We start from the raw sequence: 22,040 nt of genomic DNA, 5'->3' as shown, positions 1-22,040 counted from the left end.
CTTCGCGGACTACTTGGTCCACTCCGCCCAGGTCATGTTCCAGCCGTTGAGGCCGTTGTCCGGCTGGATGGTCTTGTCGTGGGAGTTCTTCACGATCACGACGTCGCCGATGAGCGAGTTGTCGAAGAACCAGGCGGCCGGGGTCTTCTTGCTCCACGCGCCGCGCACGTCCTGCAGACCGACGCAGCCGTGGCTGGTGTTGGTCGAACCGAAGACATAGGGCGCGCCCCAGTAGTTCCCGTGGATGAAAGTGCCCGACGTGGACAGACGCATCGCGTGCGGCACGTCCTTGATGTCGTACTCGCCTCCGAAGCCGACGGTGTCACCGTTCATCCGGGTCACCTTGAGCTTCTCGCTGATGACCATCTGACCGTTGTACGTGGTGGTCGCAGGGGCGCCCGCGGAGATCGGGATGTTCTTGATCTGCTTGCCGTCACGGACGACCTTCATCCGGTGCGTGCTCGCGTCGACATGGCTGACCTGGCTGCGGCCGATGGTGAACGAGACCGTCTTGGCCTGCTTGCCGTAAACCCCCGGGCGTCCCTCGACGCCGTCGAGGTTGAGCTTCACGGTCACCTTGGTGCCCGCGGCCCAGTACTTCTCCGGGCGGAAGTCCAGGCGGTCGTTGCCGAACCAGTGACCCTCGACCTGTACCGCCGGCTCCGCCGTCACCTCGATGGCCTTCTCGACCGCTTCGGGGTCGGTGATACCGCGGGTGAAGTGGATCGAGACCGGCATGCCGACGCCGACCGTGGAACCGTCCTCCGGCGTGTACTGCCCGATGAAGGTGTTCTTCGGGACCAGCGTGGTGAACGTGGTGTCCTTGGCCGACTCACGGCCCTTGGCGTCCTTGGCGATCGCGTGGACCGTGTACTTCGTCGCCGCGGCCAGGTGCTGCTCGGGCTCCCAGCTCGCGCCGTCCGCCGCGATCTTGCCCTCGACCTCGACTCCCTTGGGGTCCGCGACCTCGACCGTGGTCAGCTTGCCCTGCTCGGCCGAGATCTTCAGCGCCCCGCTCGTGGCGACCGAGTCGGCACCGTCCTTGGGCGCGACGGTCACCACCGCCTGCGAGGCGGTCGTGTCCGCGCTCCTGCTGCCGCCGCTCTTCCCGCCCTTGTCCCCGGCGTCGGTGTCTCCCCCGCCGCACGCCGTCACCAGCAACAGCAGCGCACCCAGTACCAGAGCCAGCAGTCCGGTGGTCCCCCGACCACGCCGTCCGCTGTCCGCCCCGACCGATGTCCCCGATATCGGCTGCCCGTTCAATGTGGTCGTCTCCCCTCACACGGCCTGGCCCCGCCATGGCCCCGGGAGCCTGCAGGCTCCTACCCCCGCGCGCTGCACATGCGCGCTAGCGAAAGGAAATCACACGGACCTTTGAGAGATCCCCCCAAGGATGTCACCGTTCAGTCCCAAGTTGTCCCAAGACTCCACCAGGTGACGCCTGGTCGGGACGCGACGGCGCCCGCCGGTCCGTTCCGTTTCGGAACACCGTCGGGTGGCCCCAGGGAGCTTCGGCGCGGACGCGCGTCAACGGAGCGCGGAGCCCGCCTTCCACCGGGTCCGGTTCAGGTTCCGTCCGTCGAGCCCGTCGTCCGGCGCGACGTGGCTGTCCTTGGAGTCGACGACCTCGACGACGCCCCCGATGAGCGTCCGGCCGAAGGGTCACGGTCATGCCGGTGCCGACGGTCGACCTGTTGTCAGGTTCGGCCGGTCGGCACGAACAGCGCGGCCAGTACGGCGAGCGGTCCTGCCCATGTCAGCGCGGTGACCGTGCTCGCCCCTGCCTTCCTCGCGCTGTGGTTCACGCCCCCGCAACGACCAGGGCCGGCGGGGGAAACGTGAGTGCGGGCCCCGCTGTGGGCAGAACAGAGGGGAGGACCACATTCGGGGAGCCGCGGCCGGGACGCCGTGTGCTCCTCTTCGGCGCCGGGTCCGATGAGCCGCGGGAGGCTGAGAGGTGTCGAGCGCAGCCGAGCAGGAGGCAGTGCGGGAGTCGGTCAGGAAGGTTCTGGAGCGGACGTCGAAGGAGGCGGGGGCCGAGGCGGGGACCGGCCCGCTGGAAAAGCGGGTTCTCGACGGCGGGCAGCGGCCTCCGGCCGTGTGGCCCGGTGCGCCGATGCCGCTCGGAGCCCGTTTCCGGGTGGGCCCGGACGGGGTGGCGGGCACCAACTTCGCGCTCTGGGCGGGCGGGGCCGAGGCGGTCGAGCTCTGTCTCTTCGACGAGGAGGGGGGCGAGACACGCCTCCCGCTGACCGAGCTGACCCATGAGATCTGGCACGGTTTCGTGCCGGATGTACAGCCGGGTCAGCGGTACGGCTACCGGGTGCACGGCCGCTGGGACCCTTGGACGGGTGCCCGCTGGAACCCGGCGAAACTGCTGCTCGATCCGTACGCACGTGCGGTGGACGGCTCGTTCACCCTCCCGGCCGAGGTCTACGGCCATGTGCGGGACTGGCCGCAGCAACAGGTCGCCGACACCGTCCGGGACGAACGGGACTCCGCTCCGTACGTACCGAAGGGTGTCGTCGTCCACGATGACGACGACTGGGCGGAGGACCGGCGCCCCAAGACCCCGTGGGCCGACTCCGTCATCTACGAACTGCATGTGCGTGGCTTCACCAAGCGGCACCCGGAGATCCCGGAGGAACTCCGGGGCACATACGCCGGGCTCGCCCACCCGGCGGCCATCGGCCATCTGACGCGGCTCGGCGTGACTGCGGTGGAGCTGCTGCCGGTGCATCAGTTCGCCCACGAGGACCACCTGCTGCGGCGCGGACTCCACAACTACTGGGGATACAACTCCATCGGCTACTTCGCTCCGCACGCGGACTACTCGGCGAGCGGTACGGGAGGCCAGCAGGTCGGCGAGTTCAAGCGGATGGTGCGGGCGCTGCACGACGCCGGGATCGAGGTCATCCTCGACGTGGTCTACAACCACACGGCGGAAGCGAGTGAGCTGGGTCCGATGCTGTCACTGCGCGGCATCGACAACCGCGGCTACTACCGGCTCCAGTCCGACGCCCGGAGGTACACCGACTACACCGGCTGCGGAAACACCCTGCATGTGGTGCAGCCGCATGTGCTGCGACTGATCACGGACTCGCTGCGGTACTGGGTCACCGAGATGGGCGTCGACGGCTTCCGCTTCGATCTGGCGGCGGCGCTGGCCCGCTCGATGCACGACGTCGACATGCTGTCCCCGTTCCTCGCGGTGATCGCCCAGGACCCGGTGCTGCGCCGGGTGAAGCTCATCGCGGAGCCATGGGACGTCGGCAACGGCGGCTACCAGGTCGGCGCCTTTCCTCCGCTGTGGACGGAGTGGAACGACCGCTACCGGGATGCCGTACGGGACTTCTGGCGCGGCGCCCTGCCCGACGTACGGGACCTCGGCTACCGGCTGACCGGTTCCAGCGATCTGTACGCGTGGGGCGGCCGCCGCCCGTACGCATCGGTCAACTTCATCACCGCGCACGACGGCTTCACGCTGCGCGATCTGGTCAGCTACGAGCAGAAGCACAACGAGGCCAACGGCGAGGGCAACCGGGACGGCACGTCGGACAACCGGGCCTGGAACTGCGGCACCGAGGGCGAGACCGACGACCCCGGGATCAACGCGCTGCGCCGCCGCCAGCTGCGCAATCTGCTCACCACCCTGCTGCTGTCGACCGGGGTGCCGATGCTGGTCGCGGGCGACGAGATGGGCCGGACGCAGGGCGGCAACAACAACGCCTACTGCCAGGACAACGAGATCGGCTGGCTGGACTGGTCGCTGCTCGACCAGCCGCAGTGGCGGGAACTGACCGAGCTGACGGCGCGGCTGCTCGCGCTGCGCCACACCCATCCGGTCCTGCGCCGCCGCGCCTTCTTCTCCGGCCGGCCGCAGGCCGCGGACGGGCTGCGGGACCTCGCGTGGTTCACCCGGCAGGGGACGGAGATGACGGAGGAGGACTGGTACGCACCCGCCGCGACCGTCGGGCTCTATCTCTCCGGGCGTGACATCCCGGGCCGGGACGCGCGCGGCGAACAGGTCACGGACGACAGCTTCCTGGCAATCCTGCACGCCGCCGACCGCCCGAGCAGCTTCCGGCTTCCCGGTCCGCCGTGGGCGCAGGCCTACGAACTGGTGCTGGACACCTCGCGGGAGGACCAGTCCACCGCTCCGGGGACCGTGCACCGCGGCTCCGAGATGCTGACGGTGCCGGCGAGGTCTGTGGTGCTGCTGCGCGTCAGGGAGTGATGCGGAACAGGGCGGACGGCCGGCTCAGCCGAGGATGCCGCGCTCGTAGGCGGTCGCGACGGCCGCGGCGCGGTCCTTGGCGCCCAGTTTCGCGAAGATGTGTGTGAGATGGCTCTTCACCGTTGCCTCGCTGATGAACAGTTCGGCGGCGATCTCCCGGTTCGAGGTTCCCTTGGCGACCAGTTCGAGCACCTCGCGCTCCCGGGCGGACAGCGCCTCGTGGCCCGCGGCGCCGGGGCTGCGTACCCGCGCGAGGAGCCGGGAGGCGACCGCGGGCGACAGCACGGTGCGTCCATCGGCGGCGGCGCGCACGGCGGTGAACAGCTCTTCGCGGGGCGCGTCCTTGAGCAGATAGCCGGTCGCGCCCGCCTCGATCGCGGGCAGGGTGTCGGAGTCGGTGTCGAACGTGGTGAGAACAAGCACCTTGGAACGTGCGCCGCGCCGGGTGAGTTCGGCGATCGCGGCGACCCCGCCGCCGCCGGGCATCCGCAGGTCCATCAGGACGACGTCGGGGTCGAGCCGGGTGGCCAGATCGACTCCCGCGACGCCATCGGCCGCCTCGCCGAGCACCTCGAAGCCGGGAGCCGATTCGAACATGCCGCGCAGACCGTCCCGTACGACGGGGTGGTCGTCGACGACGATGAGGGTGATGGTGCGTGCGGTCTCGTCAGCCATGGCGGTCCCACCGTACGCCCTGGTCATTGATGAGGCACGAGGGGGACGCGGGCGGAGACGGCTGCTCCGTTGCCCGGTTCCGACTCCACCACGACGGCGCCCGCGATCCGTTCGGCGCGGGCGCGCATGCCGCTGAGACCGAAACCGTCCGTTCCCCGGTACGGCGGCAGGGCCACCGGATCGAAGCCGCATCCGTCGTCCCGTACGTCCAGGGTGACTTCGTCGCCCATGAAGGAGAGCGTGACGCCGACCCGGGAGGCCCCGGAGTGGCGTCCCGCGTTGGCGAGGGCCTCCTCCGCGATCCGCAGCAGCGTGGCCCCGACCTCGTCGTGCAGCGGTTCGGCGGTGCCGGTCACCGTGAACTCCGCTCGTACGCCGACCCGTTCCGCCCAGCTCGCGACCGTCTTCTCGAGAGCTTCGGGCAGGTCGTCGTGGGCCAGTGCGGCGGGGACCAGATTGCGCACGGACCGGCGTGCCTCGCCGAGGCTGTGGCGGGCGAGCGCGGCAGCGCGGTCGAGGTGCTCACGGGCCAGCGCCGGGTCGGAATCGGCGGTGGAGGTGACCGCCTGGAGCTGGGCGATGATGCCGGTCAGCCCCTGGGCGATGGTGTCGTGGATCTCCGCGGCCAGCCGGCTCCGCTCGTCGGCGACGCCCGCCTCGCGGGCCTGGACGAGGAGTTGGGCGTGCAGGCCCGCGTTCTCCGCCAGGGCCTGTTCGAGACGGGCGTTGGCGGACTCCAGTTCGGCGATGGTGTCGATCTGGGTGCGGGCGTGCTCGGCCTGCCGGGTGTCGAGCTGTGCGAAGACGAGGACGAGGGTGCTGTGCAGGGCGAGGAGGATGCCGAAGGCCGTCCAGTTCGTCAGCGTGTCCGGCGGGAAACCGCTGCCGCACTGGGAGCCCGCCATGGTGACGGCGGTGGCCAGCATCCCGACGCGTGCGGCCCGCTTGGGGAGGAGGCGCGCCGCGTCGAAGTAGCCGAGGAGCGCGAACATGGAGAAGAACGGGTTGCACCAGGTCAGTACGAAGGCGACGACCGTGCGTACGGTGAAGTAGAGCTGCGCGGCCCGCGACCGCCCGCCAGGCCGGTGCCGGCTCCGGCTCCAGCTCCACCCGAGCTGGAGCGCCAGCGCCACCGGGACCAGCACCCCGGCCACATACATCCCGGTGCGGCTCATGATCAGGTCGGCGGACATCGCCGAGACGACGGTGGCCAGCCCGAGCAGACCGTACGGCCCGTACCGGAAGAACTGTTCCCACCACTGCTCGGCCGTGGTGACCGCTGCGGCATTCCCGCCGGTGCGCCCCGTTCCCATGGGCGCAGTCTGCCCCGGACCGGCCGGAAGCGTCACTCCCACTTGAACCAGCGGCCGGCCGCGGCAGCCGGCAGGACCGTCCACAGGGCCATCACCCCCAGATGCGTCCAGCCCGGCCAGCCGCCGGAGGCCGCCCGGTCCAGCGCCTGGGAGGCCGCACCGAAGGGAGTGCACTCGACAATCCGGCGGAGGACATCGGGCATCGCCTGGACCGGTAGCCAGACCCCCGCGGTGAACATCATCACGAGGTAGACGACCGAGCCGACGGCGGCGGAGACCTTGGTGGTCCGGGAGAGCGCGCTGACCATGGCGCCGAGGGCGAGGACGCTCGCGGTCGCCAGAAGCAGGGCGAGCAGGTAGCCGGCGGGCTGACCGGGCAGCCGCACGTCGAAGGCGATCCGGCCGACGGTCAGAGCCAGCACGGCCGAGCCCAGGGCGGCGGCGCCGTGCAAGGCGATCTGCGCGGTGAGCAGGGCGGACGGACGTACCGGAGTGGTCGACATACGGCGCAGGATGCCCCGCTCGCGATAGCCGGCAAGGACGGGCGGCATGGCCTGGAGCCCGGACATGATCATGGCGAGCAGTACGGCCACCGGCACATACAGGTCGATGACGCGGCGGCCGCCGAGGCCGTCGTCGGCTTCCCGGTAGGACGGGACCAGACCGAGGATCGTCAGCAGGACGGTCGGGAAGACGAGGATCCAGAAGAGGCTGCCGGGCTCGCGGAGGAAGAGCCGGGCCTCGCAGGTGAGGACGGCGAGGGAGGGGGTCGAAGCAGAAGTGGGGGCGGTGGGGGCCGGAGGGTTCGATGCGAGAGGTGTGGTCATCTCAGGCCGCCTGTTCCGTGTCTGCTGCCTCAGTCCGTGTCTCGGTGAGGTCGAGGAAGGCGTCGTCCAAGGTCGCTTCGGAGACGCGCAGTTGATGTGCGGTGATGCGGTGCCGGGCCAGCAGCGAGATCACCGCGTTGACGGTCTCGTCGGTGCCGTCGATGACGATCCGGCCGCCCTTCTGCTCGATCGATGCCGCTGCGGGGAGCGCCGCCAGATCGTCGGGGGCGAGCGGTTGCGAGGGAGTGAAGGAGATGACGGTGGAACTGCCGGTCTTGCGGATCAGGCCGGACGGGGTGTCGAGGGCGACGACCCGCCCCTTGTCGATCACGGCGATCCGGTCGCAGAGCCGCTGGGCCTCCTCCATGAAGTGGGTGACGAGGAGAACGGTCACGCCGCTGTCGCGCACCTCTTCGATCAGTTGCCAGGTGTCACGGCGGGCCCGCGGATCGAGTCCGGTGGTCAGCTCGTCGAGCACCACGGCCCGCGGGTTGCCGATCAGCGCGAGGGCAATGGACAGCCGCTGCTTCTGACCGCCCGACAGCTTGGCGAACCGGGTGGTGAGCCTGGTGTGCAGACCGAGGCGTTCGGCCAGGGACCGCCAGTCGGCGGGGTCCGGATGGAAGGCGCTGTACAGCTCCAGTGCCTCGCGGACCGTGAGCTTGGCCTGCAGTTCGCTTTCCTGGAGCTGGGCGCCGAGCAGGCGCGTCACCCGGTCGTGGTCGGCGACGGGGTCGAGTCCGGCGACCCGGACCGTACCGGCGTCCGGGATCCGCAGACCTTCGACGCATTCGACAGTCGTGGTCTTGCCCGCGCCGTTGGGGCCGAGAATCCCGAAGATCTCCCCCTCGTCGACGGCGAACGTCACACCGTCCACCACGGTGCGCCCGGCGTAGGCCTTGTGCACCGCGTTCACTTCGATGATTGCCATGGGTACGAGGGTCCCGTCGGGCGGCCCCGCGCGGCATCGGCCATCACGCTCGGATAGACATCCGCCGATCGGTTGACTCCGGGGTACGACCGGGCAGTCTCGGGCCATTGGGGGCGAGATGTCGACAGAGCGACGAAAACCAGATGAGCGATGTCAGAGGTGAACCGTAGGCTCGCCCCTGATGCCCGAAACACATGTAGAGCCCAAGGACCGGTCCGCCGCGCGCTCCCTGCTGCGGTTGTGGCCTTACGTGAAGCCTGTACGTATCCGCCTGTTCGGAGCGGCAGCCGTGGCGATCGTCGCCTCCTGCCTCGGCCTGGTGATACCCCTCGTACTGAAGTGGATCGTGGACGGCCCGGTCGCGCACCGTGATCCGGGCGGAGTCTGGCTCGGTGCGCTGTACCTGTTGGTACTGGGCATCGCCGAGGCACTGCTCTTCGGGCTGCGGCGATGGCTGGTGGCGCGGCCGCTGGCGGGCGTCGAGGCTTCGATGCGGGCCGACCTGTACCGGCATCTGCAACGGCTGCCGGTGGCCTTCCACGACCGCTGGCCGTCCGGGCAGCTGCTGTCGCGCGGAACCACGGACCTGATGCTGCTGCGCATGTTCCTGGCATTCCCACTGACGTTTCTCCTGGTCAACGCCACCACCATCCTGGCGGGTTTCATCATTTTGCTGGTGCAGCAGTGGACGCTGGGCCTGGTGCTGCTCGTGCCGGTCGTGCCGCTGGTGATTCTCTGCTCCGTCTTCGAGACGAAGTTCGCGGTGGTGGCGCGCAAGGCCCAGGACCAGGTCGGCGATCTGACGACGGTCGTCGAGGAGAGCGTCCTCGGCATCCGGATCATCAAGGGCTTCGGGAGGCACCGGAGCCAGGCCCTGGCCTTCCGCGGCCTCTCGCAGCGACTGCGCGGCACCGAACTCGACAAGGCCCGGCTGCTGGCCGGCATCTGGGCCTTCATCACCACGATCCCGGAGCTGGCGATCGGCGCGGCGCTGGTTCTCGGCACGATCCAGGTCGCCGACGGAGATCTCTCGGCGGGCACGCTGGTGGCGTTCCTGTCGACCGCTCTCGCGCTGCGCTGGCCGGTCGAGTCGATCGGTTTCCTTCTGGCGATGAGTCAGGAGTCGGCGACGGCGACCGAGCGGTTCTTCGAGGTGATGGATACCGCGGAGGAGCGCGAGACCGCCGGGGAGTCTTCCTCGCAGTCCTCCCCGCCGAACTCGCAGCAGCACGCGGACGGCGGAATGGTCTTCGAAGGCGTCGAGTTCCGCTACCCCGACGCGGAGTCGGGCTCCGCGCCCGTGCTGGCCCGGATCGATCTGCGGATCCGCCCCGGCGAGACGATGGCCCTGGTCGGGGCCACGGGATCGGGGAAGACGACGCTCACCGCCCTCGTCCCGAGGCTGCACGACGCCACCGCCGGGCGGATCACGCTGGACGGCACCGACATCACCGCCATGCGGCGCGAACAGCTGCGTGAGCTGGTGTCCGTGGCGTTCGAGGAGCCGACACTCTTCTCGGCGAGCGTCGGGGAGAACGTCCTCATGGGCGCCGACGGCGCCAGCGAGGACGAGCTGCGGCGGGCGCTCTCGATCGCCCAGGCCGACTTCGTGTACGACCTGCCGGAAGGCATCCACACCCAGGTCGGCGAGCAGGGGCTCAGTCTCTCCGGAGGCCAGCGGCAGCGCCTCGCACTGGCTCGCGCCGTCGTCGGGCAGCCGCGCTTCCTGGTGCTCGACGACCCGCTCTCCGCCCTGGACGTACATACGGAGACGCTGGTGGAGGCCGCCCTGCGGCGCGTGCTCGAGTCGACCACCGCCATCGTGGTCGCCCACCGGCCGTCCACCGTGATGCTCGCGGACCGGGTGGCGCTGCTGTCCGAGGGCCGGATCAGCGCCGTGGGCACCCACCAGGAACTGCTGCGCAGCAACGCCGAGTACGCCTGGCTGATGTCCGGCGCCGGGGACACACCCGAATTCCTGTCCACCGACGGCATGCCTGCCATGGTCGTCCCTGCCGAGAAGGACAGCACCCGATGACCGACGCAACGACCGGACGCCCCGCGGGAGCGGGCGGCAGCGACGAGAACGAGCACCTGAGCGGCACCGGCGCAACCACCGGCTCTGCAGACGCGGCCAGGGGTACGGATACGGACACCCTGACCCGTGACCGGCCGGCAACAGGACCGGACGACACCACACGGAAGCCGCCGGAGGCCGCGCCAGGGCCCGGCTCCGCCTCCGGCGCCCAGGACCCCTTCGACCAGGACGACCTGCCCACTCCGCGCGGCGCGACCCGCACCCTGCTGCTTTCCCTGCTCGGCCCGCTCAGGGGCAGGGTGGTGGTGGCCGCCCTGTTCCTGCTGATCCAGCAGGCCGCGGTCCAGGTGGGTCCGCTGCTCGTCGCCTACGCCATCGACAGCGGCGTACCCGCGCTCCGCGACAAGGACTACGGACCGCTGATCGCCGTGGCGATCGGTTACGCGCTCTGTTCGGCCGGCGCGGGGAGCATGCAGTACGCGTTCATCCAGGCCTCTGCCCGGATCAACCAGGACGTGCTGCTCGATCTCCGGGGGCGGATCTTCCGTCACGCGCAAGCACTGAGCGTGGACTTCCATGAGCGCTACACCTCGGGTCGGCTGATCTCCCGGTCCACCACGGATGTGGAGTCGCTGCGGGAGCTGCTCAGCGAGGGGCTGCAGGAACTGATCGGCGTCGTGCTCTCCTTCATCTCCATCTCGCTGTTGCTGCTGTGGCTGGACGTCGGTCTCGGAACGGTCGCCGTCCTCTCGTTCGTACCGCTGTATCTGCTGGTGCGGCTCTACCAGCGGCGCGCCGGGGTGATCTACACCGCCCGGTCGACAGCGATCGCATCGGTCATCGTGAAGTTCGCGGAGACGATCAACGGGATCCGTCCCGTCCAGGCGTTCCGTCGCGAGCGCATCAACGACACAGAATTCGAGCGGCTCAACCAGCGGCACAGCCGGACGAACGGCGACGCACTGCTGGAGATGGCGCGCTACGTGGTCGGCTCCCGGCTGGTCGCCAACACGGCGGTCGCCGGGATCGTGCTGTGGGGTGCGTACCGAGTCGCCTCAGGGACGCTCGCGCTCGGCGTGCTTGCCGCGGCCGTGCTCTACCTGCGACGGCTGTACGACCCGATCGACCGGCTCGGCATGTTCCTCAACTCCTACCAGTCGGCCGCGGCTTCGCTGGAGAAGATCGCGGGACTGCTGGCCCAGACGCCCACCGTCCCCGAGGCGACGAACCCGCGGGAGCTGCCTGCCCGCACGGGTGAACACCCGGGGCGGGACGTCTCCTTCGACTCGGTGAGGTTCGCCTACCGCACGGGCGGCGAAGTGCTGCCCCGCTTCGATCTGACGATCCCGGCGGGGCAGACCGTGGCCGTGGTCGGCTCGACAGGAGCCGGGAAGTCGACGCTCGCCAAGCTGCTGGCCCGGTTCTACGACCCGACCGACGGCCGGGTGCTGCTGGACGGGACGGATCTGCGTGATCTGGCCATGCCCGAACTGCGGCGCGGTGTCGTGATGGTGACCCAGGAGGCGTTTCTCTTCTCGGGGACGGTCGCCGAGAACATTGCCATCGGCCGTCCGGAGGCCTCTCGCGAGGAGATCGAGCGGGCCGCGAAGGCGATCGGCGCGCACGACTTCATCAGCGGACTGCCCGACGGGTACGACACGGATGTCCGCAAGAGGGGCGGGCGAATCTCGGCGGGCCAGCGCCAGCTGGTCGCCTTCGCCCGCGCCCTGCTCGCGGACCCAGCGGTCCTGATCCTCGACGAAGCGACGAGCTCCCTCGACATCCCCGGCGAGCGCGCCGTGCAACAGGCCATGGACACGGTGTTGCACGGCCGCACCGCGGTCGTGATCGCCCACCGGCTGTCGACCGTGGAGATCGCGGACCGGGTACTGGTCATGGAGCACGGCCGGATCGTTGAGGACGGCTCCCCGTCCGAACTCATCGGCGGTACCGGCCGGTTCGCCGGGCTCCACCGCGCCTGGCGGGAAAGCCTGGCCTGACCCGCTTCCCGGCAACAACCACCGGCGTCGGCACAACCACGCCGGGCGGACGACCGGCGGTGCGGCGGTGCCGCGCACCGGCTCGGTAGCGGTGGGCCAGGTGTCGTTGCCGGCCTGACCCCACCCCGTCGCACTGCCAGGTCGTCACCACGGCCCAGGAACAGCACGTGTTCCCGGGCCGTCCGCGCCTTGGCCAGGAGCTCCCTGCGTTGCCGGGCGTGGTCCGGGTCACCGTGCGGATCACCGCATGCTCTGCCACCGATCGAGGACTTCGCACGCCCTCGCCGCTGTCGGTGTGGAGCCGTGCCGCAGAAGTCGCGGACGGCCGGGGTGCTCGCCCGAGGCCCGCGTGGACCGCCCGGCGATCTCGGCAAGCTCAGCAATTCGCCCCGGCCCGCGCGGTGTCGGCAGGCCCTCACACGCCGGTCCTCGAGGGAGCCAACTCCCTTCTGAGCCCGGGGCCCGCACGGCACGCAGAGCGAGCCACCGCGAGCCGCCTCTTTCCTCCTCCTTGTCCGTGTCCTTGTCCTTGCGAACCGAGCGGAAGCCGCCACGGCCGGCCGCGTCGCCCGACGCTTTACCTGGTCTTTGCTGCACGACAAGGGCTGACCCGTTCAGAACGAGCCACAATTCAAGACACTTTCGGCCGGTGACCACGACCCCGCGCCGAACGCTCCGTTCGAACACGATGTGTTCGAGCTCGACCCGGACCCGCTCGTCGAAATCGGCCGCTCCGGACCGTGGACACCCTCCCGGTAACGATCGGCGAAACGTCCGCTTAACGAACATGACCTTTCTGGCAACGGACGAATTCCGGCCAACTTGTTGACGCGGTCCTGACAGGAACGTCCATCTGCTGACACTCTTCCCCCGTTCCGCGCACCGCCTGCCCTGCCCGGTCGGCTCACCCAGCCGCCGGTACCCCCCTCGCAGAAGGAGTCCGCGTGAGATCCACGCCCAGCCGTCGCGCCACCGCGACCGGCGCTCTGATAGCCGTAGCAGCCCTCCTCGCCGTAGGAGTCCAGACAGGCACGGCAACTGCCACAGCCGGCGGTTCCGCCGCCGCTGCCCCGGTCGCCACCAACGCCAAGCATGGCGCGCTGGCCAAGCAGCTCTCCCCCTCCGCGCGTGCCGAGCTGATCCGCGAGGCCAACGCGAGCAAGGCGGCCACGGCCAAGGAGCTCGGTCTCGGCTCTCAGGAGAAGCTCGTCGTCCGGGATGTCATCCAGGACAACGACGGCACCACGCACACGCGTTACGAGCGCACCTTCAGCGGGCTTCCGGTCCTCGGTGGCGACTTGATCGTCCAGGAGTCCAAGGCCGGTGAGACCGAAGGCGTCACCAAGGCGTCCAAAGTCACCTCTGCACAGCTGAAGGCCGTCGACACCGCCGCCGACGTCGCCCCGGCCAAGGCCGAGACACAGGCTCTCGGTGCGGCCAAGGCTGCCGGTTCCAAGAAGACCGTCGCCGACCGGGCACCGCGCAAGGTGGTCTGGATGGCCCAGGGCAAGCCGCAGCTCGCCTACGAGACCGTCGTCGGCGGACTCCAGGACGACGGCACCCCCAATGAACTGCACGTCGTGACCGACGCCTCCACCGGTGCGAAGCTCTACGAGTGGCAGGCCATCGAGACCGGTACCGGCAACACCCAGTACAGCGGCCAGGTCACGCTCGGCACCGCACCGTCGTACACGCTGACCGACACCGGACGCGGCAACCACAAGACGTACAACCTGAACCACGGCACGTCCGGCACCGGGACGCTCTTCTCCGGCTCCGACGACGTGTGGGGCGACGGAACTCCGCAGAACGCCGAGACGGCCGCCGCGGACGCGCACTACGGTGCGGCCGAGACCTGGGACTACTACAAGAACGTGCAGGGCCGCACCGGCATCCGGGGCGACGGCGTCGGCGCGTACTCCCGCGTCCACTACGGCAACAACTACGTCAACGCCTTCTGGGACGACAGCTGCTTCTGCATGACCTACGGGGACGGCAGCGGCAACGCCGCGCCGCTGACCTCCCTCGACGTGGCCGCGCACGAGATGACGCACGGTGTCACCTCCGCCACCGCCGGCCTGGTCTACAGCGGCGAGTCCGGCGGCCTCAACGAGGCGACCAGCGACATCATGGCCGCCGCGGTCGAGTTCTACGCCAACAACGCCACCGACAAGGGCGACTACCTGGTCGGCGAGAAGATCGACATCAACGGCAACGGCACCCCGCTGCGTTACATGGACAAGCCGAGCAAGGACGGCGCGTCCAAGGACGCCTGGTACTCCGGCATCGGCGGAGTGGACGTCCACTACTCCTCGGGTCCCGCGAACCACTTCTTCTACCTCCTCTCCGAGGGCAGCGGCGCCAAGACCATCAACGGTGTCTCGTACAACTCCCCGACCTCCGACGGTCTGCCGGTCACCGGCATCGGCCGCGACAAGGCGGCGCTGATCTGGTTCAAGGCGCTCAGCACCAAGTTCAGTTCCACGACGAACTACGCGGCCGCTCGCACCGGAACCCTCGCCGCGGCCGGTGACCTGTACGGCACGACGAGCGCCGAGTACAAGGCGGTCGCCGACGCCTGGGCCGGCGTCAACGTCGGCTCGCGCTCCGGTGGCGGCACCGGCGGCACGGTCTTCCAGAACACGACCCGCGTCGCCATCCCGGACGCAGGCGCGGCCGTCACCAGCTCGGTCAACGTCACCGGAATCACGGGCAACGCGCCCAGCACCCTGCAGGTCGGCGTGGACATCACCCACACCTGGCGCGGTGACCTCGTCATCGACCTCGTCGCTCCGGACGGCACGGCCTACCGGCTGAAGAACTCCTCGATCTCCGATTCGGCGGACAACGTCCAGACGACGTACACCGTCAACGCGTCGTCCGAGGTCGCCAACGGCACCTGGAAGCTGAAGGTCCAGGACGTCTACTCGGGTGACACCGGCGCCATCAACAGCTTCAAGCTGACCTTCTGAACCCAGCACCGCATTCCGCGCACGTGATGCGGTGGCCCCGCCCGGGAGGAGCTCCATTCCTCCCGGGCGGTTCGCCGTAGGGTGAGCCGCATGATCAGGGTGTTGCTTGCCGACGACGAAAGCATGATCCGCGCGGGTGTCCGGGCGATCCTCGCCACCGACCCCGCCATCGAGGTCGTCGCAGAAGCCGGGGACGGACACGAAGCTGTCGAACTCGCCCGGAAGCACCGGCCCGATGTGGCCCTCCTCGACATCCGGATGCCCCGCCTCGACGGCCTGCAGGCAGCGGCCGAGCTGCGCGGGACACTGCCCGAGACGGCGCTCATCATGCTCACCACCTTCTCCGAGGACGAATACATCGCACGGGCACTGGGATCGGGAGTGAGCGGCTTCGTCCTCAAGTCCGGTAATCCGCGCGAACTGATCGCGGGGGTGCAGGCCGTGGCAGAGGGAGCGGCATTCCTCTCCCCCGAAGTGGCTCAACGGGTGATCGCACATCTCGGTACGGGCCGGCTGTCGCGGGCCGCCGATGCCAGAGCCGCGCTGGAGCCGTTGACGGCGCGCGAGCGGGACGTCGTTGCGCTCGTCGGCGCAGGCCTCTCCAATGCGGAGATCGCCGCAAAGCTGTATGTCGTCGAGGGCACCGTCAAGGCCCATGTCAGCGCGGTCCTGAGCCGTCTCGGGCTCAAGAACCGGGTGCAGCTCGCAATCCTTGCGTACGAGGCGGGAATCGTCGGTGGCACCGACGAGGGGTCCGGGCCCGCACACTGATCCGTTCAGTCCGGTCGACTTGGTCATGCCGACGAAACTACGGAGCCGGCCCCGCCCGGCTCATCGGACGAAAGACAGGTTCCACCCTTCACTTTCGTCAGGGGACTCGGTGCCAGGCGCTCGGGCAAGGTAAAGACCATGCTGAGGGAACGAAAGCGGGACTACGTCACCGACCTGGCCGTCTGGGCAATTCTGTCCGGGCCCGTGCTGTTGTGGGACGGCCCGGCCGACGGCGGGTCATGGCTGTCCGTGGGCGTGGGAGTGGGCGCGCTCGGCATGGCCGTACTGGTCCACCGCGCATGGCCGCTGGCAGCGCTCGGCATCGCAGTCGCTCTCAGCCTCGCCGACTCGCGCGAGCTGTACACCGTGTCGTACTCCACGGCGCTGATCGCTCTCGGTTTCTTCGCCGGTCGCCGGTTGGCGGGCGCCCGACCGGCGCTGTTCAGCTTCGCGGGTATCGCCGCGGTGGGCCTGGTGATCACTCTCACCGCGGGCGCCGAGCTCTGGGAGTGGTTCACCTTGGTGATCACACTGCTGTTCGCGGTCGTGGTGCCCTGGTTGATCGGACGGTACGCGCGGCACTACGCCCAGCTGATCCGAACGGGCTGGCAGCTGGCCGACCGGATGGAGCGCGAGAAGCACACGGCAGCGGATCGGGAGCGGATACGGGAGCGGTCCCGCATCGCCGGAGACATGCACGATTCTCTCGGGCACGAGTTGTCGCTCATCGCGGTCCGCGCGGCAGCGCTGGAAGTCGACCCGTCGCTGAATCGGAGGCAGCAGGCCTCGGCCGGGGAACTGCGCCAGGCGGCGGCGGACGCCACCGCAAAGCTGCGCGACATCATCGGCATACTGCGGACCGACGGCGAAGCGGCGCCCACGGTGCCGTCCGACGAGTCGGTCGCCGAGCTCGTCGAGCGGGCGCGGTCGTCCGGGATGACAGTGCTTCTTCATACGCCCGGCCCCCTCTCGGGGCTGCCGCGAATGATAGAGCGTGCCGTGCACCGGATCGTGCAGGAGGCACTCACCAACGCTGCCAAGCACGCCCCGGGCGCAGAGGTCGACATCGGCATCTCGATGGACGAGAAACCGACTCTGACGGTCGTCATCACCAATGCGGCGCGTGCAGAGGGCCGCCGCCTACCGGGGATCGCGTCGGGCGGCACCGGGCTGGTGGGTCTCGACGAGCGGGTCCGGCTCGCCGGCGGGTCCCTCGCTCACGGCCCACTCGACGACGGGGGGTTCGAATTGGTTGCGCGGTTGCCGGTGATCGCACGGCTCTCGCCGGCCTTGGAGGCCCCCGAGATACCCGGCGCTGCCGGGCCCGCCCCGTCCACTTCGGCGCGTGAACTGAGCAGGGCCCGGCAGCGTGTGCGGCGCGGTCTGGTGCAGGTGATCGTCGCGCCGGTCAGTGTGCTGGCCGTTCTCGGGGTGCTGATGTTCGCCTTCCAGTTCTACGTCCAGTCCCGCTCGGTCCTGGATCGCACCCAGTTCGATCTGATCAAGGTCGGTGACTCCCGGGCGGACGTCGAGACGCGCCTGCCCAGCCACACGCTGGACGGCGCGCCCGACGGCCTGCGTCCCGAGCCGGCCGGGGTGGACGACTGTGTCTACTACCGGACCAAGAAGTACGACGCGACGCCGGTCTACCGACTGTGCTTCAAGGAGGGACGACTGGTGGAGAAGTCGATCGGAGTCGACGTCCCGGACGAGAACCGTCGCCGGGACGACCAGTAGACCGGACGGGTCAGTTGGGGTTGTTTGCGTGGGTGAGGGTCTCCCAGGCGACGAACAGGTTGTTGGATCCGGCGGGCCTCTGCTGTTCCGTGAGGGTCTGGGTGTTGGTCATGGCGATGCCCATCCGGTTGTGCAGGGCGTTGAAACCGACCTCGGTGATCGGGCCGAGGTTGTCCGTGAGACGCCCTCCGCAGAGCGATGACGGGACTGCCGCGCCCAGCTGGTACTTGGCATGCAGCCCCAGTGCGTGGCGGAGGCGGTCGGCGATCTCGGGGTAGAGATCCTGTCCCCGGATCCGGCCGGTTTCGGCGATGTGGGAGATGGCGGAGAGTCCGTAGCCGGTGTGGGTGAGGTCGCGGCAGGTCTCCTGGGAGAGTCCGTCCATGAAGGTCGACTGGCCCTGCCAGTACGTGATGATCTCGTCGCGGGTGTCGAGGCCGCTGCCCGGTGCGGTCTTCGGCAGGGCGCCGTCCGAGACGAGGTAGATGTACGCGGGGACACGTCCACGGAACTTGGTGACGGCCTTGTCGTAGGCGGTGCGGTCTTCGAGGAAGACCGCGATGCCGATCGCGGCCTCGGTCATGCTCAGTTCCCAGTTCCCGTTGCTGTGGGAGCCGTTGATGACCTTGGGGAGGTACACGTTGCGCAGCATGGTGCCGAAGCGGGTGGAGTTCGGCCAGTTGCTGTATGTGTATGTGATGATCTCGGCGGCCCGCGGCCAGGAGGAGCCGGCCCAGCCGGTCTGAAGCGGGGCGTTGCTGTTGGTGTGGTCCCGGATGACGGCCGACCAGGCGTCCATGATCTCGATGGACTTCTGGGCGTAGCGACTGTCCTGGGTGATGTACCAGGCGAGCGCCAGGGTGTAGGCGGCTATCGCGTCTTCGCGTTCGTCGGTGCAGCCGTAGTTGGGATTGGAGTACGAGCCGCACTCCACGATGGCGCGTGGTTTGGCGGTGCGCGTGAGCGAGGCGTACTTGCTGGCCAGCATCTGGTCGTACGCGCTCTTCCAGGGCTGTGCGCCGCCCTGGACCTTGGCGCGTACGAAGTCGAGTTGGGGGCGGTTGACCAGGACGCCGGGGTGGGTGAAGGAGGCGGGGGCGGCGGCTGTGGCGGCCTTCACCTCTCGGGCGTTCGCGGCGGGTGCGGATCTTTCTGCCGATGCCGGGGCCGTGAAGACCGCGGTGAGCAGTGCGGCCAGGGCGGTGGCGAGGCCGAGGCCGCGCCCGATGGATCCGGTACGCATGTGGGGTGCCTTCCGGTGCGGGGGTGGTCCAGCAACTCCGGCCAAGATCAGCCCAGTTCACAGACATGAACTTTGAGTCGAGTTGTGAACTCTGCAATGAGTGAGGAACCTAAATGCATCTCATGGACACGTCAAGGTGTTGCGTTCAGGAGACGAAGGGGCCCGGCACCTCACAGGTGCCGGGCCCCGGGGAGGACGGGTGGTCAGCGCATCAGCAGGCCCGCACCGTCACCCGCCGCCTCCGTCGGCAGTGCGACCAGGCCGAGTTCCGCGCTGGTCGCCAGCAGCGGGTGAGCGGGAAGCACTCGCACCGTGTAGCCGTAGGGGCCCGTGCGGTCGAGGGCGAGCGGGCCCTCGTACAACCAGCGGCCCTCCAGGTCCTGGCCTCCGCCCGGCTTCAGCGGGAAGAACTGCGCGTCCGAGATCGAGTCGGCGGCGTCGACCCGCCCGGCCACCGCCTGCACCTCCACGTCGTCCGGCTCCAGCGCTCCGAGAGCGATCCGGACACGCAGCCCCAGCATCGCCCCCAGCTCGGCCGAACCGCCGACCGTGCTGGGCGCCACGGCCTCCACATGGTCGACAGCGACCCGCGGCCAGGCAGCACGGACCCGCGCCTTCCAGTCCGCGAGCTCCCGCGCCGTGGCGGCGTCCAAGGAGCGGTGGGCGAGCGCGGCGGGGGCGTACAGCCGCTCGACGTACTCGCGCACCATGCGTCCGGCGAGGACCTTGGGGCCGAGCGTGCTCACGGTGCGGCGGACCATCTCGACCCAGCGCCCGGGAAGCCCGTCGTCGCCCCGGTCGTAGAAGCGCGGTGCCACCCGCTCCTCGATCAGCTCGTAGAGGGCATTCGCCTCCAGCTCGTCACGCCGGTCCTCGTCCATCGCGGACCCGTCGGCGGTCGGAATCGCCCAGCCGAAGTCGGGTTCGAACCACTCGTCCCACCAGCCGTCGAGCACGGACAGGTTGAGACAGCCGTTGAGCGCGGCCTTCATGCCGCTCGTGCCACAGGCCTCCAGGGGCCGCAGCGGGTTGTTGAGCCAGACGTCGCAGCCGGGGTAGAGCTTCTGCGCCATGGCCATCCCGTAGTCGGGCAGGAAGACGATGCGGTGGCGGACCCTGGGGTCGTCGGAGAACCGGACCAGTTCCTGGACCAGCCGTTTCCCACTGTCGTCGGCGGGGTGTGCCTTGCCTGCGACAACAATCTGAATCGGCCGCGTCGGGTGGAGGAGCAGCTCCATCAGCCGGTCGCGGTCACGAAGCATCAGGGTCAGCCGCTTGTACGAGGGCACGCGGCGCGCGAAGCCGATCGTCAGCACATCCGGATCCAGCACGCCCTCGATCCACCCGAGTTCGGCCGGCTCGGCACCACGCGTGCGCCAGGAGGCGGCAAGCCTCGTGCGGACCTCGGTCACCAACTGTTCGCGGAGCGTCCGCCGAAGGTCCCAGATTTCACGGTCCGGGATTCCGGCCGCCGCATCCCAGCGTCCCGGCGTGCCACCGTACCGGGCTCGCAGCCCGAAGATCTCGGGGGCGACCCAGGTGGGCGCGTGAACGCCATTGGTCACCGAGGTGATCGGCACCTCTGCGGCGTCGAAGCCCGGCCACAGCCCGGCGAACATCTTCCGGCTGACCGCACCGTGCAGGGTGGAGACGCCATTGGCCCGCTGGGCAAGCCGCAGGCCCATGACCGCCATGTTGAAGAGGGTGGGCTCGCCACCGGGGTACGTCTCCATACCGAGCTGCAGGATCCGCTCGACCCCGACACCCGGCAGTTCGCCGTCGTCGCCGAAGTGACGGGCGATGAGCTCCCGGTCGAAGCGATCGATTCCGGCAGGCACCGGGGTGTGGGTGGTGAACACCGTGCCGGCCCGCACCGCCTCGACCGAGGAGTCGAAATCCAGCCCGGTTCCGGAGAGTTCACGGATGCGTTCAAGACCGAGGAAACCTGCGTGCCCCTCGTTGGTGTGGAAGACCTCCGGGGCCGCGTGCCCGGTGAGCCGGCAGTACGCCCGCACGGCTCGTACGCCTCCGATACCGAGCAGCATCTCCTGCAGCAGCCGGTGTTCGCTGCCACCGCCGTACAGCCGGTCCGTGACGTCGCGTTCGCCTGGCGCGTTCTCCTCCACGTCGGAGTCGAGCAGGAGCAGAGGAACGCGGCCGACCTGGGCCTGCCAGATGCAGGCGTGGAGCGAGCGGCCACCCGGAAGGGCCAGTACCACGCGGCTCGGTGTTCCGTCGGCCTCGCGCACCGGGGTGAGCGGCAGTTCGTTCGGGTCGAGGAGGGGATAGTGCTCCTGCTGCCAGCCGTCGCGCGACAGGCTCTGCCGGAAGTAGCCGTGCCGGTAGAGCAGGCCGACCCCGACGAGGGGCACGCCCAGGTCGCTGGCGGCCTTCAGATGGTCTCCGGCAAGGATGCCGAGTCCGCCGGAGTACTGCGGAAGGGCTGCGGTCACACCGAATTCGGGCGAGAAGTACGCCACGGCGGCAGGCAGTTCCGCACCCTGTGCCAGCTGCTCCTGGTACCACCGCGGACCGTCGAGGTACTCCTGGAGCGCGGCGGACACCTCGGCCAGCCGGTGCAGAAACTGCTGGTCCTGGGCCAGCTCGGCAAGGCGCCCGGCGGAGACGGCTCCGAGCAGGCGCACGGGGTCGGAGTCCGCCGCCCGCCTGCCCCCCGGGTCGATGGCCTGGAAGAGCTCACGTGTCTCGGTGTGCCAGGACCAGCGCAGGTTGCGGGCGAGGCCGCTGAGCGGTTGAAGGGGATCGGGGAGGACAGGACGCACGGTGAATCGACGAATGGCCTTCACGTATTCCACCTTTACAGGGGACGTACGAATCCGAGGGGACGCACCACGGTGTGCGCCGCTCCGTCACCCTCGACGGTAGCGGTGTGCCGTACTCCGCAACCACGGCGCGCGACCGGCTCATATCGAACGGACCCCGGCGAGCCGCCCGCCCCGGATCCGCCCCGGCCCCGTCGCCACCGCGGTCCGGCGTCGGATCAGCGGCCCCCTGCATCTCGTCCGCCCCACCGCCCCCTTCCGTAGATCGGTGCTCATCCGCCACGGGCGTTATGGCCGATTCCACCCCCTCGGACGGCCTTGTGGCCCTTCACGGCACAGGGAAGGCTGCCCAGTGGCGTGTACGTGGGTCGGGTCGAGGCGGACCGGCCGGCCTTCGATGCGACTCCGTGCGGCGCGCACCGCGTCGAGGAGGAGGTTTCGGTTCATGGGACTGACACGGCGACGCCCACGACCGGCACGGGGCGATGCGGACAGGCGTGTTCGAGGCCACCG

General features: G+C 69.5%; 13 protein-coding genes. 6 read left to right on the top strand and 7 right to left on the bottom strand.

What is annotated here, in order from left to right; all coding sequences use genetic code 11:
- Positions 1 to 9: 9 nt before the first annotated feature.
- Positions 10 to 1,263, bottom strand: coding sequence for an Ig-like domain-containing protein (locus ACFU8W_RS21555; protein ID WP_384039518.1), 1,254 nt, complete (start codon positions 1,261 to 1,263; stop codon positions 10 to 12).
- Between the two features lie 694 nt (positions 1,264 to 1,957).
- Here ACFU8W_RS21555 and glgX point away from each other — a divergent pair.
- Positions 1,958 to 4,237 carry a glycogen debranching protein GlgX gene (glgX, locus tag ACFU8W_RS21550; RefSeq protein WP_384039515.1) on the top strand — a complete coding sequence of 760 codons (2,280 nt, stop codon included), beginning with the start codon at positions 1,958 to 1,960 and terminating at the stop codon, positions 4,235 to 4,237.
- A gap of 24 nt (positions 4,238 to 4,261) precedes the next feature.
- On the opposite strand, the gene ACFU8W_RS21545 is transcribed toward glgX, so the two are convergent.
- From ACFU8W_RS21545 to ACFU8W_RS21530, 4 genes are read right to left on the bottom strand one after another with little or no spacing between them, the layout of a single operon-like run.
- Entirely contained in the window at positions 4,262 to 4,912 is a 651-nt protein-coding gene (locus tag ACFU8W_RS21545) for a response regulator transcription factor (RefSeq protein WP_345510238.1), read from the bottom strand.
- Between the two features lie 23 nt (positions 4,913 to 4,935).
- Positions 4,936 to 6,225 carry a histidine kinase gene (locus ACFU8W_RS21540; RefSeq protein ID WP_384039512.1) on the bottom strand — a complete coding sequence of 430 codons (1,290 nt, stop codon included), beginning with the start codon at positions 6,223 to 6,225 and terminating at the stop codon, positions 4,936 to 4,938.
- A gap of 32 nt (positions 6,226 to 6,257) precedes the next feature.
- Positions 6,258 to 7,052, bottom strand: a complete 795-nt coding sequence (locus tag ACFU8W_RS21535; protein ID WP_384039509.1) for an ABC transporter permease — start codon at positions 7,050 to 7,052, stop codon at positions 6,258 to 6,260.
- A 1-nt stretch (position 7,053) separates the two neighbouring features.
- The gene (locus ACFU8W_RS21530; RefSeq protein ID WP_384039506.1) at positions 7,054 to 7,983 is read right to left on the bottom strand and encodes an ABC transporter ATP-binding protein; all 930 of its coding nucleotides are present in this window, start codon (positions 7,981 to 7,983) and stop codon (positions 7,054 to 7,056) included.
- Between the two features lie 181 nt (positions 7,984 to 8,164).
- On the opposite strand from ACFU8W_RS21530, the gene ACFU8W_RS21525 reads away from it, so the two are divergent.
- The 5 genes from ACFU8W_RS21525 to ACFU8W_RS21505 all read left to right on the top strand — a co-directional run bounded on the left by ACFU8W_RS21525 (position 8,165) and on the right by ACFU8W_RS21505 (position 17,501).
- Positions 8,165 to 10,021: an ABC transporter ATP-binding protein gene (locus ACFU8W_RS21525; RefSeq protein WP_384039503.1), complete on the top strand. Its 1,857-nt coding sequence runs from the start codon at positions 8,165 to 8,167 to the stop codon at positions 10,019 to 10,021.
- On the top strand, positions 10,018 to 12,021 hold the full coding sequence (locus ACFU8W_RS21520) for an ABC transporter ATP-binding protein (protein WP_384039501.1): 2,004 nt from the start codon (positions 10,018 to 10,020) through the stop codon (positions 12,019 to 12,021). The genes ACFU8W_RS21525 and ACFU8W_RS21520 overlap by 4 nt, the downstream gene beginning before the upstream one ends.
- A gap of 944 nt (positions 12,022 to 12,965) precedes the next feature.
- On the top strand, positions 12,966 to 14,993 hold the full coding sequence (locus ACFU8W_RS21515; protein WP_384039498.1) for a M4 family metallopeptidase: 2,028 nt from the start codon (positions 12,966 to 12,968) through the stop codon (positions 14,991 to 14,993).
- Between the two features lie 90 nt (positions 14,994 to 15,083).
- Positions 15,084 to 15,764, top strand: a complete 681-nt coding sequence (locus ACFU8W_RS21510; protein WP_384039495.1) for a response regulator — start codon at positions 15,084 to 15,086, stop codon at positions 15,762 to 15,764.
- A gap of 138 nt (positions 15,765 to 15,902) precedes the next feature.
- Complete coding sequence (locus ACFU8W_RS21505) at positions 15,903 to 17,501, top strand: sensor histidine kinase (protein WP_384039492.1); 1,599 nt, start codon at positions 15,903 to 15,905, stop codon at positions 17,499 to 17,501.
- Positions 17,502 to 17,511: 10 nt separating this feature from the next.
- Here the strand turns inward: ACFU8W_RS21505 and ACFU8W_RS21500 are convergent, their stop codons facing one another.
- Positions 17,512 to 18,744, bottom strand: coding sequence for an alginate lyase family protein (locus ACFU8W_RS21500; RefSeq protein ID WP_384039489.1), 1,233 nt, complete (start codon positions 18,742 to 18,744; stop codon positions 17,512 to 17,514).
- A gap of 203 nt (positions 18,745 to 18,947) precedes the next feature.
- Positions 18,948 to 21,551: an alpha-glucan family phosphorylase gene (gene glgP / locus ACFU8W_RS21495; RefSeq protein WP_384039486.1), complete on the bottom strand. Its 2,604-nt coding sequence runs from the start codon at positions 21,549 to 21,551 to the stop codon at positions 18,948 to 18,950.
- Positions 21,552 to 22,040 lie beyond the last annotated feature (489 nt).

The sequence above is a fragment of the Streptomyces sp. NPDC057565 genome, from assembly GCF_042801455.1.
Classification (GTDB): domain Bacteria; phylum Actinomycetota; class Actinomycetes; order Streptomycetales; family Streptomycetaceae; genus Streptomyces; species Streptomyces yanii.
Note: the sequence above shows the minus strand (reverse complement) of the source record. Positions and strands in the feature narration are given on the sequence as shown.

Coding starts and splice junctions, on each gene's coding strand:
- ACFU8W_RS21545 (WP_345510238.1), bottom strand. CDS start 4,912: ATGGCTGACGAGACCGCACGCACCATCACCCTCATCGTCGTCGACGAC.
- ACFU8W_RS21540 (WP_384039512.1), bottom strand. CDS start 6,225: ATGGGAACGGGGCGCACCGGCGGGAATGCCGCAGCGGTCACCACGGCC.
- ACFU8W_RS21535 (WP_384039509.1), bottom strand. CDS start 7,052: ATGACCACACCTCTCGCATCGAACCCTCCGGCCCCCACCGCCCCCACT.
- ACFU8W_RS21530 (WP_384039506.1), bottom strand. CDS start 7,983: ATGGCAATCATCGAAGTGAACGCGGTGCACAAGGCCTACGCCGGGCGC.
- ACFU8W_RS21525 (WP_384039503.1), top strand. CDS start 8,165: ATGCCCGAAACACATGTAGAGCCCAAGGACCGGTCCGCCGCGCGCTCC.
- ACFU8W_RS21520 (WP_384039501.1), top strand. CDS start 10,018: ATGACCGACGCAACGACCGGACGCCCCGCGGGAGCGGGCGGCAGCGAC.
- ACFU8W_RS21510 (WP_384039495.1), top strand. CDS start 15,084: ATGATCAGGGTGTTGCTTGCCGACGACGAAAGCATGATCCGCGCGGGT.
- ACFU8W_RS21505 (WP_384039492.1), top strand. CDS start 15,903: ATGCTGAGGGAACGAAAGCGGGACTACGTCACCGACCTGGCCGTCTGG.
- ACFU8W_RS21500 (WP_384039489.1), bottom strand. CDS start 18,744: ATGCGTACCGGATCCATCGGGCGCGGCCTCGGCCTCGCCACCGCCCTG.